This is a genomic window from Pseudoalteromonas sp. ABV4_021 (assembly GCF_056159365.1).
Window position 1 is genome coordinate 568044 of sequence record NZ_JBSWVB010000001.1, and the last position, 12685, is coordinate 580728.

The window sequence follows — 12685 nt, forward strand, 5'->3', positions numbered from 1 at the left end:
AAAATTTATCGTCACGATAAGAGAAGCTGCTTTGGATATCGAATTAGTTAAAACCTTTATAGAAGTAAAAAATTGTCGCCATTTTGGTAAGGCGGCTGAAAATTTATATTTAACGCAAGCTGCTGTAAGTTCGAGAATTCGCCAGCTTGAGCAGTATTTTGGCGTAGAGCTATTTATTCGCAACCGTAACAATATTCAACTAACGCCTGCGGGCGAACGGTTTGTTTCGCACGCCGAAGTGATGATGCAAACATTGCGTATGGCTAAACAGGATGTGGCATTAACCCAAGACCAAGTGACGCAAATTTCTATCGCAGGTACACCAAATACCTGGGATACCTACATTCATGATGCGATTTCAAAAATTTACGCAACGCAACCCGATGTAAGCTTAGTGGCTGAAATTTTAGCGCGAGAGCAGATCACGCGACAATTGTTAGAACGCTCGCTAGATATCGCAATTATTTTTGATCCACCGAAAGCGGAAGAGCTTAAAATTGAATTACTGCATACTTTTGCATTAATCCCAGTATCAACTTCAAGCGAACCAATTGCTAGCCCAAGTGATGTAACCCGTTATATTCGCGTTGATTGGGGCACTAATTTTACTGCATGGCATGGTAAAGAGCTTAAAGGCATGGCTACACCATTAATGCGAACCAGTACAGCACGTATCGCACTTGATTTAATGTTGCAGTGTGGCGGCACAGCCTATTTGCCCGATGTATTAGTAGAACCTTTTATTGAGCAAGGAACGTTGCACCGATTAGACGCATTACCTGAGTTTAAGCGTGACGTGTATATTGCGTATCACAAAGAGAATGAGCATGCACAAAAGCTACACGCTATTCGCCGTATGTTAGGTAAAGAAGAGCCTGAAGCTCCCACTATTATTGTGCCTTAATCTCGATAAATATCGGGTAAATAGATTTCCATATTTGCGTCTGGGAATTTAGGCGTCTTAAAACCAAATTGTTGGTAAAGCACATGAGCATCTTTAGTGGCAAGGGTGAAACGCCTTAAACCTTGTAACTTAGGATGCTCAACAACGGCTTTTACCAGTGTTTTTCCAACACTTGCTCCGCGGTATTCGGGTAACACAAACACATCCAATAAATTAGCGAATGTGGCATAGTCACTGACTACCCGTGCAAATGCGAGCAATTCGCCGTCTTCATTCTTTATAGCAAAGCATAATGAGTTGCTTAACGCCGTTTTTAATGTGCGCTTTGGAATATTTAAACACCAATATGCATGAAGTGATAAAAACTGGTGAATGTGTTCAAAATCATGCTCATCAATTGTATGGCACACCTTCATATTGTTTACTCCTTAATAAAAGATAAGTGGTAATGTGAGTAGTAACAGGCTCGCCATAACCAAATTAAAACGTTTTAGCTTTTGTGGATTTTGTAAAAAGCCATTTAGGAAACGACCAACAGCAACCCAAAAGAACGAGCAGGGCAAGGTCGCCAAGTTAAATACAACTACGCCCAATAATGCCGAGGGCCAGTAATGTTCATTTGGTAAAGTAAGTGCGGTGACTAACGTGAGCAACATTGCCCATGATTTAGGATTCACCAATTGAAATAGCGCTGCTTGGCTAAATGTCATGGGAGAGGTGCTACTGTTACTGCTATTTGGCTTACCGCGAGCAATCTTAATGGCTAAATAAATAATGTAGCTGGCAGCAAATACACTTAATACTTGATGCAGTATTGGGTACTGCTCAAACAGCTTGCCAAGGCCAAGCAGCATAGCTAAATGCATACACGTCATACCGATACGAATGCCCACAATATGTGGTAGCGTTTTACGAAAACCAAAATTCGCCCCTGAATAGGCAAGCAGAATATTATTTGGCCCGGGAGTGAGTGTGGCACTTATGCTAAATAATATAAGTGCGGGCAATAATGACAATACTGCGCTGGTTTCCATTTTGATCCTCCAATTGTATCAATACAATTTCATGTTTATTTATATTGTTAGCAATGGCATATTGTTTAAAAAGGATCAATTTAAATATTGTTATGAATACAATTTGGCTGCCAGATGTAGCAGAGTACCAAGACCTCTGTAAATTAAGTTCAAAATATCAATCGCTTGCAGATTTAATTGAGCGTGTCGCCCAATCTGGGGTAATTTCTGCGGGGCAAAAATTGCCAGCGCAGCGAATTTTAGCCGATCACCTTGGTGTGACTCATGGCACGGTTACGCGCGCTTACGACTTACTCGTTAAACGCGGCATTGCTACGGCAAAACTTGGGGCAGGCACGTTTATAAAAGCGCAGTCAGTTCATTTGGATGAATTAGACGATACCGATTTTTCATCGAGCATGATGCCGCTTATGGGGCAGCAAAATGTATTGGCTGAGCAAATGCGAAAGCTAGCAAACAGCACTTCTGCGCTGACAGATATTTTGCGTTACAAACTCAATGGCAGCGATGAACTGCAAAGTACGTTTAAAGCTTGGTTAAACGATAAAGGTTTGCAAATTGGCAAGCAGGAACTGATTTTTTGCCAAGGTGCTCAGCAAGCTATTTACAGTGTGCTTGCTGCATTGTGCCAAGCTGGTGATACGGTGCTTCATGAGGAAATGTGTTATCCCGGCTTTTATCAAGCATGTGATTCACTCGGTTTAAATACAAAACCGATTGGGCTTACGCCTGAAGGCATCGATTTAAATGCACTTGAGGCCTACTGTAAGTCATACACCGTAAAAGCGATTTATATAACACCAAACTGTCAAAACCCTACCAATATTCGCTATGACCAAGCAACGCTAGATGGGTTGCTTGCACTCAGTCAGCGTTACAACTTTTTTATTCTTGAAGATGACGTTAACTACTGTTTGCCTGAAAACTGGCGTTTACCGCTTTGGCAAACTGCCAACGACAGAGTGTTTTATATTGGTAGCTTTTCAAAATACTTTGCTGGTGGCCTGCGGGCAGGATATTTAATTGCGCCATTTTTGTGGCAACAAGCAGTGCTGAAGCAAATTCACAGTCAGTGTTGGTCGGTATCTATGATGAATTTTGAGTTGTTAGCACTTGCATTACATGACGATGAATTTAAACGGAACCAATTGCAGCTCGCAGATGAAGTAAGAGCGCGTATCAACTTACTACGAGCGCTGTTTGAAAAACATGGCTTAGCGGCGGTGTTTTCGGGCTTGAATGTGTATTTACCACTGCCGGAGCATATCAATATGTTCTCACTGGCAAATCAATTTAAAGCCAATCGCGTAATTGTGCGAACCATTGATGTATTCACACGCAATGGCAAAGCGAATTGCAACGCACTTCGCTTTACTTTAGGTGGCCCCAGCTCACGACAAGCATTTGAACTTGGCCTTGCCCGTGTTGATCAAGTGCTACGGCATCGTGATGGTGGTATTGAAGTGGTCATTTAGCTTAAAAAAATGAGGGAATGACTTCGAAAAATAGCCGTGGTGTGCTATCTTTTCGCCAATTTTATCGCTATCGATTTATAAGAGACATTTGATGACAATTCGTACACGTGTTGCACCGTCACCAACCGGTGATCCGCATTTAGGAACGGCCTATATTGCACTATTTAACTACTGCTTTGCGAAACAGCAAGGTGGTGAATTTGTACTGCGTATTGAAGATACAGACCAAGTGCGTAGCACGCGTGAATCAGAACAAGCGATTATGGATAGCCTTAAGTGGTTAGGTCTTAATTGGGATCACGGTCCTGATGTGGGTGGCGAGTTTGGCCCTTACCGTCAGTCTGAACGTTCTGATATGTACAAAAAGTTTGCTCACCAATTAGTTGATGAAGGTAAAGCGTTTTATTGTTTTGCCACAGCTGAAGAACTTGACCAAATGCGTGAAGAGCAAATGGCGGAAGGTCTTCGTCCTAAGTATGACGGCCGTGGTTTAAATTTGTCTGAAGACGAAATTAAAGCAAACCTAGAAGCGGGTAAGCCATATGTTATCCGTATGAAAATTCCTGCTGAGGGTTCTTTTAAGTTTAACGATTACTTACGTGGCGAGATTGAAATCCCGTGGGAAAACGTAGACATGCAGGTGCTTTTAAAAGCGGACGGTTTCCCAACCTATTTCTTAGCCAATGTGGTAGATGATCACCATATGGAAATTAGCCATATTTTCCGCGGTGAAGAGTGGATTAACTCAGCGCCTAAGCTATTAAAACTTTACGAAGATTTTGGCTGGCAGCCGCCAGTACTAGGCCACTTACCACTACTGCGTAACCCTGATAAGTCAAAATTATCTAAGCGTAAGAACCCAACATCGATTAATTACTATAAAGAGATGGGCTTTTTACCAGAAGCATTGCTTAATTACCTTGGTCGCATGGGTTGGTCAATGCCAGATGAGCGTGAAAAGTTCACGCTTGATGAAATGATTGAACACTTTGATATGAAGCGTGTATCACTAGGTGGTCCAATTTTCGATATCGACAAGCTTAACTGGTTAAACGGTTTATGGATCCGCGAAAATTTATCTGACGAAGAGTTAATGGCGCGTTTCTTTGACTGGAAATTCAACCCTGAGTTACTTGCTAAAGTATTACCGCAGGCAAAAACGCGTATTAATACGTTATCTGATTTAGTTGATTTAGCTGGCCACTTTGTTGCGGGGACACCAGAATATGACCCAGCATTACTTACAGCAGGTAAAGTAGAAGAAGACGTGGTACGTGAAGCGTTACAAATTTTCATTTGGGAATTAGAAGCACTACGTACTTGGGAAAAGTCAGAGATTTTTGCCATTGCTAAAGCGCTTGCAACGCATTTTGAGCTTAAAATTAAAGATTTCTTAGAACCAATTTTTGTTGCTATCACAGGCAAAACATCGTCTACATCGGTTGTTGATGCAATGGAGATTCTTGGTTCAGATATGTCGCGTGCACGTTTACGTGTAGCGTTAAACCATATCGGTGTTTCTAAGAAGCAAGCGAAGAAGCTAGAAAAAGCCTATAAGGCGTACCAAGCGCAATAATAATTACGTTTTAATTTATTGTTTATAAAAGCCAGCATTATGCTGGCTTTTTACATTTTATTACCATTAATTTATAGGCGTTTTCCACAAATTAGGTACGATATATCCGTTTTTAATTTTTCATTCAAATACAAAAGGATATGTTATGAAATCGGTTTCTTTTCTGATTTTTATAGTAACGCTTTTAATTCCCGCTACAGCAATGGCAAAAAACCAAAAGCAAGGTCAATATTTTATCAACTTTGGGGCTGCTTCAAATTATTACAATTACAACAGTAAGGATGCGCGCGACGAACTAGATCAAAACCTGCAAGATTTATTGGATGATTATGATTTAAATGGTGACGATTCTGACATTGTTAACGCAAGTGTTGGCTTAGGTTATTATGTGACAAACGACTTAGCAGTACGCGCCAACTACACCTATGGCATTGAACTTGATTGGTTAGACCTATGTTTTTTTGATTGTAAGAATAATGTGTACCATGACAGCGATGCGAGTATTTTAACCTTAGATGGTATTTACCATTTTTATCACATTAATGATAAGTTATCGTTTTACGGTATTGCCGGACTAGCTCTTACACGTGTTTCTACTAAGCTCTCTTATTGGCGAGATGATCAACGCGAAGTAATAGCGCGCGATAATTCAACTAATTTAGGGGCTAATTTAGGCCTAGGTTTACAGTATGACTTTGCTCGCAACTGGGCTCTAAAAGCGGGTTATAGCCACCACACCTTCTTATCTATGGATAAGTATTATTTAAATTTAGAATGGCGCTTTTAGAAGTTGTGATTGCCTTTCAACAGGTATGACCAATTATTCAGAAAAACGCTGATAAAATGCGCGGCCAAGTTAAAATTGAGGTTATTTTATGTTATCTGGTTTCTATCAAGAGTCTGAAGGAAAAGTATCGTTCAGCCGTGATCAGGCTAGCCGTTTTGCAAAACTGATTGCTGACGATTACAACCCGCTTCATGATATTGATGCAAAGCGTTTTTGTGTACCAGGTGATTTACTTTTCTCAATGGTGTTAAACAAATACGGTGTAAGTGAAAAAATGCACTTTACTTTTGCTGGCATGGTAGATGAAAAGGTATCGCTTACTTTTCCAAATGCCGACAGTGAAATTGCGTTAACACAAGACGATAAAGTGTACTTATCGGTAAACCGTGAAGGTGAGACATCAACCTGTGAAGAGCTGACCAATAGTTTAATTAAAAACTATGTGGAATTTTCAGGTAAAGCATTCCCGCATGTGATTATTCCGCTAATGGGTGAGCAAGAGGTGATGATTAACCCTGCACGCCCGATGGTGATGTATGAGTCAATGTCGATTGAGTTCTCTAGCCTAGATGTTAAACAGCCTGTATTAGAGTTTGTAACGCCTGAGTTTGAGTTAACAGGAAAACGCGGAAAAATCACGCTACCATTTGTTTTTAAAGATGGCGATAAAGTAATTGGTAAAGGCGAAAAGAATATGCTGGTTTCAGGCATTCGTGAGTATTGCCAAAAAACAGTAGATGATCTTATTAGCTATTACAACCAGCGTAAAATTGATTTAAAACCAGCTTAGCGCAAAATATTTGAAACAGGCGAGCAGTTAGCTCGCCTTTTTTAGTTCTTCTTCTAATGATTGGGTGAGTTGTTCAAGCGCTTTTATTTTTTCTCTAGCAAACTCAAGTTGTGATTGTTCTAATTCTGCTTCAATGCCTTTGGCAAGCCAGCTATTAAGTAGCTTTACTTTGTCTTTGGCGGCTTGAATATAGGCTGTTTTAAGAGCGACTTCTTGTTTATTCTCATACGCTAAGTAAGCGTCGTGATCATCTAAATCACCGGTAAATGTTGTTTCTAGCTTAGTTGGTGATATCGGCGGAATATCTACTTTAACATGCGTTTTTACGGGGCTGCTTAATGTTGTTTTTAATCTACTGTTAACGGTTAATACTGGTGTATTTGTTTCAATAGATTGTATTTTTGCTGCGGGTTCTTCACTTGAGTGCTCGGTTTTTTTGCTATTAATCGCAGTATAAGTATTTGGACTCATTGGCAAATTGCTAAACCAGCTAAGTGCGATAATTAAGCCTATAATTAGGCTAGCTAACAGTATTTTTAATTTCATAATTGGCCGCCTTTTAGCCATTGATTTTTAGCAGTGGCATATTGCTTTTTAGCCAGTGCTGTTGCAAGCGCGGTCTTCGCCTGATAAACAACAGTCTCACTGTTCTCTAAGTAGTAATCATGTTTTTTATCAAATACTTGAATGATCACCCATTGGTTTTTAGGCGTGCGTAAAAGCGTTGGACCTTGTTTTGTTGATAAATTAAATGCAGCTTGATTAACAAAGTTATTGTTTAGTTCATTACGTTTTATAACCACTTTTTTGCTATTAAGCTGTTTTGGCAATGCGTTATTTTTGTAGGCGTTTTTTGCAGCTTCTTGAGAGCTATAGATTAGCGATGCAGCTGTTACTTCTGAGCTATAGCGAAATTGCTGTTTATTTTGTTGGTAGTATTTAGCAATTTCAGGTGCTGAAATTTGTTGTTTCAAACTGTCGAGGTATGGGCTTTCATTATGCATACTGGCTTTTACACCAAGGTAGTTAAGAAGAGCTGGCGTGATAGCCTGACTTGTACTGAGTGACTCGAGTACCTGCCAGCGAACATTTGGGTTTTGATGCTGTTGCTTAACAGTTTGATAATGTGTTTCTACTTTTACAAGTTCAGTTAGTTGTTTTACGTCCCCTTGGTGCAAGTTAAAGCGCGCTTGCATGGATGCATCATTATAAGCATCTGCCAATGTATAGTTTGTAGTTAAGGGCTGAGTTAACTTAGCTAAAAGTTGCGTTGTTGCTACGCCATTATGAGGGTAGGTACCCAGTAGCTGTTTTAGTTCAGTACTGCTAAGAGTAATGTTTGGTGCTGAAACTTTAGTATTTTCATTACTTAATAAGCTGATCATATAGCGCTTTTTATGATAGCTAGTGCTAAAGCCAACACTTGCAACACGATCTAATAATGTTGGTGCTTTTTGTTTAGCGAGGGCAAGATGAAAGTATAGAGTTGCAAGCCTTTGCTCTGTTTGCTGCTTGGTTAATTGCTCACCTTGTTTTACATAAAATTGGTTCATAAAAGCAATCTCTTGGTTATTAAATTGCACATTAGCGTGTGCAAAGCACGCTAAAAGCGTGCTTAATAATACTAAAAACTTCATTTATAGCTGTACCACGGCATGATTAAGTAAATGGACTACCATAGCAATGGCATGTGGGATCACGACTTGCCCTGTATTTACGCGGTCGTAGTGATCTTTTGAGTTAAGTACAATGCCACCTTGTGAATATGAAAGGGCACCGCCTTGAGTAAGAATAGGGCGAATATCTTGCTGGTTTGCATCAAGTGTTGCGTAGTACTCAAGTGCTTGGCTGACTTTACTAAAGTCGTTTAGCTGCTCTTTATCGTAGTAATCTTTTACCCACGATTCCCAACCAGAGTGATTTAATGCAGATGTTACCCAAGTGTGGTGTGGCTGTAGTAAATCGGTGGTGTGAAATACAAATCCTAGGATCTGTGGATTTTTGCTTTCGACAAACTTTTGAAACCAGTATTGACCTAAATGATCAATTGGTTGGAACGGCATTTCTTCAAAGTCATCATACATGTTGTAGTGTGAGTGACCATCAATGCGGTAGTTTGCCTCAGTAATGCCATAGCTATTGTACTTCGTTGAGTCTGAACCAAACCAACCGGTTTCGCCACCACGACCATCGTCCAAGTAATCGCCTTTTAACCAAGTTGCGGCTAAATTATCAATGTCACCCCATACTGTAAGTTTTTGGTAGTTATAACCACCAAAGTCATTGCCGTGTTGGTCAGGGCCTTGGGTATGGTTTTGAAAGTGCCAGTAGCTAGTGTACTTTACAATGCTTTCAGCTGCGCCCCAAATAGGCGCTTGTACGCAAGACCCTGTGATTGCGCCACAAAAGAATGTATCTTCAAAATCATCAACGTCGTAAGCAGCCTGACCAAGTAGGTTAGCCAACTGTGCAACTGACAAGTTAAGTTGAGACGCCCATGCAGACAACTTGGCATATTCAGTAGAGCTTGGGTTTTGTTGCATGTAGTTTACTGCGTCAATAACAATGCGTTTGTGTGTTTCTTGTGAGAAGGCGTTCGCTTGTTGGCTTGCGCAAGCAATAGCACCAGCAACAAGTAGTGAGATAGCGTTGGTTTTCATGTGTACCCTTATTTTTGTTGTTAATAAAGGTACTAAGTTAAGTGTTTAGTTTTACAGCTAATTTACAGTTTAATGAAGTATTTACTCTATATCTTATGTGAGCAGATCGAAATATTTTTATCTGGTGTAAGCGGTTTAAATGTGAGGTTTATTTAATTGGCCAAGCTAACAAACTTATTAGCAGACATAAAAAACCGCGAATTTCGCGGTTTTTTTATTTTTGGCTTGTTAGCCAGCTAAGGAATTGGCGTGCGTCGCTTTTGTTTTCGAAATCAACGCGTTGATTGCCTGACTTATCTTCGAAAGTCACCTTGCTTTTGTTGATGGATGCAAAGTCCACAGGCAATGCCACATGGATTTTGGATCCTTGATATAAATAGTCCATTTTCGACTCTCTTATCTAAGTGTTTAGGGTAAACACTGGTTTTACAAGTACAGCCACTGGATCAGGGTGCCTGCGATTTCCATTAACTTAATACAGAGTTATGACGTTTTAATGACGTTAAAGTTCATTATTACACACTGTATTTTCAAAGTGATTCACCAATATAGTGCTTTGTAGATGTTTGGGGTAAGGACATTTGTCCTTAAGGGCGTTTAAAAAACGCCCAGTAGGAATTTTCAGCCTATTTGAACTCTAACTTACCTTTCATAATCGCCCAGTGGCCTGGGAATGAGCAGAAAAATGAATAGTCGCCACCAGCCTTTAATTTGTCAGTCGCAAAAGTGAGTGTGGTTGTTTCGCCGCCACCGATTACTTTGGAATATCCATATACGCGCTCATCGCCTTGTTTTACATATTGGTTATCAATTCCTGCCGACATACCGTCTGTTGCAACAGCCTGAATATTTGCTGTGTCTACAACTACAACGTTATGACCCATGGTTTGAGCAGGTAATTTACCAACGTGCTTTAACTCAATGCTAATTTCTTTACAGTCTTTAGAAAAGCTCAGTGTTTTTTGGTTGAATTGCATCATATCGTTGGCTTCGAGTGTTGCTTTGCACGAAGCTGATGCATTGGCTGAGAATAGTGCTCCCGCTAACGTAATAAAACCTAACTTAATTAAATATTTCATGTGTTTTCCTATCTAATGCTATTGATAATCGTTTTCATTTTATATTTTAGCAACTGACTTGCAAGGTTTTGTTTCAATTAATAAATGGTAAAATGCCTTACTTTGATACATGTCAGAATTATTTATAGGTTTTACGCGCATGAAATTACAAGAGATCAATAAAGCTCGTTATCGCAATCATTTAAATAAAGTGATTGTTGGCTGCATTGTGGCACTCGTTGTCGGCAGTTTGGGTATTGCACAGGGGCTCATCGCCGTTCTACCAAATGAGCAAGGAAGTCACTTCCACTGGAACCTTGCAGGAGTCGTGATTAGCTGTTTAGTGATTGGTAGCGTGCTAAAAAAATATAAGCATCACGATTTTATGACAGAAGTAACGTATGTTTGGGAGCTTAAAAAACAGCTAAATTACATTACCCGTAAAATGCGCAAGTTAAAAGCTGCTGTTGAGGAAGGCGATGTTATCGCTATGCAGATAATCAATTACTCATATGCTGGTTCTCGCCAGCTTTGGCAACTTGATGACAATACGATAACGATGGAAGAGTTGAGTATTTGGCAAGCTGAACTCGATGCAAAAGCCCGTGAAGTGAATGTTATTCTTGATTCTGAAAAATATGATCCGCAAAGCCTTGCAAACTACTGACCGCTTGCTTAAATAAAAAATAAGTGGGGAGTTTTAATTATTTAACTCCCTTTTTATTTTTAAGCAAATACTTAGAGTTACAGGTGAAGTGATATCATTTCTCTATCCGCTTTAGTCATTTTACTAACTACCAGTAAAAACGAATTATCAATGAGGCGTTCAATTTCACCTTTTGGTATTGAACCATCAAGAATCACGGTATTCCAGAGCTTTTTATTCATATGATAACCTGGAATAACAGCGTCAAAAATATCGCGTAGCGCAAGTGCTTCGTCGGGATCGCATTTTAAATTAATGCAATAGTGACCCGCCATTTTGCCATTTGTATCTTTCTCATTACCGTTACCAAGCGATAAGGTTGCAAACATTTTATCTTTGACTTTAAAAACGTCTACGCCTTCTCCAAATGGTTGGCTTACGCTCGTGAAAGGCTTACTCAGAAAGTACTCAGTAACAGTGTGTTTATCCATTTTATATGCCTAATTTTGTAATTAGGGTTTTATCCTACTAATCAAATTGAGATAAAGTAAAGTCGCAGTAAGCGCTAATTTAAACTTTTAATTGCTTGCCCGATCCCATCTAGCGTAAGGGGAAACATGCGCTTTTCCATTAAGTGCTCAATAATGCCAATCGAAGGGTAGTAGTGCCAATATTGTTTCGGTTGTGGATTAAGCCAAACTACATTACTAAAGTGTTGCGTGATCCTTTCAAGCCATACTCTGCCTGGCTCTTCATTCCAATGTTCAACACTGCCACCGGAGTAATCAATCTCGTAAGGCCCCATCGTTGCATCACCAACAAAAATCACTTTATAGTCGCTCGCAAAGCGGTTGATGATTGTTAAGGTATCCAATACGTCACTGTAACGGCGCTTGTTATCTTGCCATACGTTTTCATATAAGCAGTTATGAAAATAGAAAAACTCTAAGTGTTTAAATTCAGAGTGTGCAGCGCTAAACAGTTGCTCACAGGTGTGAATATAGTCATCCATCGAACCACCAATATCAAAGAACATAAGTACTTTTACGGCATTGTGGCGCTCAGGTTTCATTTTTACATCGAGCATTCCGCCTTGTTTGGCTGTTGCGCTAATCGTGTTATTTAAATCAAGCTCGTCACTTTCACCGCTACGGGCGAACTTTCTGAGCTTTTTTAGCGCGAGCTTCATGGTACGCGAGCTAATATCGGCGTCTTGGTCAAGGTTTTTGAACTGGCGTTTATCCCACACTTTTACAGCACGGCGATGATTGTTACCGTCTTGCCCAATACGTATGCCTTCAGGATTATAACCATAGGCACCAAATGGAGAAGTACCGCCAGTGCCAACCCACTTATTACCACCGGCATGCCTTTTTTGTTGCTCTTTTAAGCGCTCCGCCAAGGTTTTCATAAGTTTATCAAGGCCACCTAGGGCCTCAATTTTGTCTTTTTCTTCTTGGCTCAGGTGCTTTTCAAATTCCTTTTTTAACCACGCCTCGGGAAGTTGATGCTTGGTTTGCAGCTTAGAGAAAATATCAACAGCCTCAACCCCTTCAAAATATTCAGCAAAAGCGCGATCAAATTTATCAAACTGCGTTTCGTCTTTGACTAGGCATAGTTTTGCCAAGTGATAAAAGTCGTCGATGTTGGTAAATATGACCTGTTTTTTTAATGCATTAATTAGATCCAACAGTTCACGCACGCTCACATTTACGCGGTGTTTTTTTAATGTGAAAAAAAACGCAATTAGCATAA

15 protein-coding genes are annotated in these 12685 nt (G+C 40.0%); 6 read left to right on the forward strand and 9 right to left on the reverse strand.

All coding sequences use genetic code 11. The annotated features are described in order from the left end of the window. Window positions 1-31 precede the first annotated feature (31 nt). Window positions 32-904: a LysR family transcriptional regulator gene (locus tag ACXAFE_RS02655; RefSeq protein ID WP_475148183.1), complete on the forward strand. Its 873-nt coding sequence runs from the start codon at window positions 32-34 to the stop codon at window positions 902-904. Here the strand turns inward: ACXAFE_RS02655 and ACXAFE_RS02660 are convergent. Next, the gene (locus ACXAFE_RS02660; protein WP_475148188.1) at window positions 901-1320 is read right to left on the reverse strand and encodes a GNAT family N-acetyltransferase; all 420 of its coding nucleotides are present in this window, start codon (window positions 1318-1320) and stop codon (window positions 901-903) included. The genes ACXAFE_RS02655 and ACXAFE_RS02660 overlap by 4 nt on opposite strands. Window positions 1321-1332: 12 nt before the next feature. Then, a complete protein-coding gene (locus ACXAFE_RS02665) occupies window positions 1333-1938 on the reverse strand; it encodes a LysE family translocator (protein WP_475148192.1) in 606 nt (201 codons plus the stop codon). 92 nt (window positions 1939-2030) lie between these two features. Here ACXAFE_RS02665 and ACXAFE_RS02670 point away from each other — a divergent pair, with 92 nt between their 5' ends. The 4 genes from ACXAFE_RS02670 (at window position 2031) to ACXAFE_RS02685 (ending at window position 6566) form a co-directional block, all read left to right on the forward strand. Then, the gene (locus ACXAFE_RS02670) at window positions 2031-3413 is read left to right on the forward strand and encodes an aminotransferase-like domain-containing protein (RefSeq protein WP_475148197.1); all 1383 of its coding nucleotides are present in this window, start codon (window positions 2031-2033) and stop codon (window positions 3411-3413) included. Between the two features lie 91 nt (window positions 3414-3504). Continuing rightward, window positions 3505-4989: a glutamate--tRNA ligase gene (gene gltX / locus ACXAFE_RS02675; RefSeq protein WP_475148201.1), complete on the forward strand. Its 1485-nt coding sequence runs from the start codon at window positions 3505-3507 to the stop codon at window positions 4987-4989. A gap of 145 nt (window positions 4990-5134) precedes the next feature. Further along, the gene (locus tag ACXAFE_RS02680) at window positions 5135-5776 is read left to right on the forward strand and encodes an outer membrane protein (RefSeq protein ID WP_475148205.1); all 642 of its coding nucleotides are present in this window, start codon (window positions 5135-5137) and stop codon (window positions 5774-5776) included. An 88-nt stretch (window positions 5777-5864) separates the two neighbouring features. Continuing rightward, window positions 5865-6566 (forward strand): DUF3581 family protein, encoded by a 702-nt coding sequence (locus ACXAFE_RS02685; RefSeq protein ID WP_010560959.1) that lies wholly within the window; start codon window positions 5865-5867, stop codon window positions 6564-6566. Between the two features lie 27 nt (window positions 6567-6593). On the opposite strand, the gene ACXAFE_RS02690 is transcribed toward ACXAFE_RS02685, so the two are convergent. The 5 genes from ACXAFE_RS02690 to azu all read right to left on the reverse strand — a co-directional run bounded on the left by ACXAFE_RS02690 (window position 6594) and on the right by azu (window position 10305). Further along, window positions 6594-7112 carry a hypothetical protein gene (locus ACXAFE_RS02690; RefSeq protein ID WP_475148210.1) on the reverse strand — a complete coding sequence of 173 codons (519 nt, stop codon included), beginning with the start codon at window positions 7110-7112 and terminating at the stop codon, window positions 6594-6596. Beyond that, the gene (locus ACXAFE_RS02695; RefSeq protein ID WP_475148213.1) at window positions 7109-8203 is read right to left on the reverse strand and encodes a hypothetical protein; all 1095 of its coding nucleotides are present in this window, start codon (window positions 8201-8203) and stop codon (window positions 7109-7111) included. Before ACXAFE_RS02695 ends, ACXAFE_RS02690 begins: the two co-directional genes overlap by 4 nt. After that, window positions 8204-9226 carry a phospholipase C/P1 nuclease family protein gene (locus ACXAFE_RS02700; RefSeq protein WP_054979737.1) on the reverse strand — a complete coding sequence of 341 codons (1023 nt, stop codon included), beginning with the start codon at window positions 9224-9226 and terminating at the stop codon, window positions 8204-8206. It lies immediately after the preceding gene. Between the two features lie 214 nt (window positions 9227-9440). Further along, complete coding sequence (locus tag ACXAFE_RS02705) at window positions 9441-9611, reverse strand: hypothetical protein (protein ID WP_010560955.1); 171 nt, start codon at window positions 9609-9611, stop codon at window positions 9441-9443. 241 nt (window positions 9612-9852) lie between these two features. Next, window positions 9853-10305 carry an azurin gene (azu, locus tag ACXAFE_RS02710; RefSeq protein ID WP_394227107.1) on the reverse strand — a complete coding sequence of 151 codons (453 nt, stop codon included), beginning with the start codon at window positions 10303-10305 and terminating at the stop codon, window positions 9853-9855. Window positions 10306-10444: 139 nt separating this feature from the next. Here azu and ACXAFE_RS02715 point away from each other — a divergent pair, with 139 nt between their 5' ends. Then, complete coding sequence (locus ACXAFE_RS02715) at window positions 10445-10951, forward strand: DUF3087 domain-containing protein (protein WP_475148220.1); 507 nt, start codon at window positions 10445-10447, stop codon at window positions 10949-10951. A gap of 77 nt (window positions 10952-11028) precedes the next feature. Here the strand turns inward: ACXAFE_RS02715 and ACXAFE_RS02720 are convergent, their stop codons facing one another. Together ACXAFE_RS02720 and ACXAFE_RS02725 are read right to left on the reverse strand one after the other, a co-directional pair. Beyond that, entirely contained in the window at window positions 11029-11421 is a 393-nt protein-coding gene (locus ACXAFE_RS02720; RefSeq protein ID WP_475148224.1) for an MmcQ/YjbR family DNA-binding protein, read from the reverse strand. A 74-nt stretch (window positions 11422-11495) separates the two neighbouring features. Further along, window positions 11496-12683, reverse strand: coding sequence for a vWA domain-containing protein (locus ACXAFE_RS02725; protein WP_475148228.1), 1188 nt, complete (start codon window positions 12681-12683; stop codon window positions 11496-11498). Between the last annotated feature and the right edge of the window lie 2 nt (window positions 12684-12685).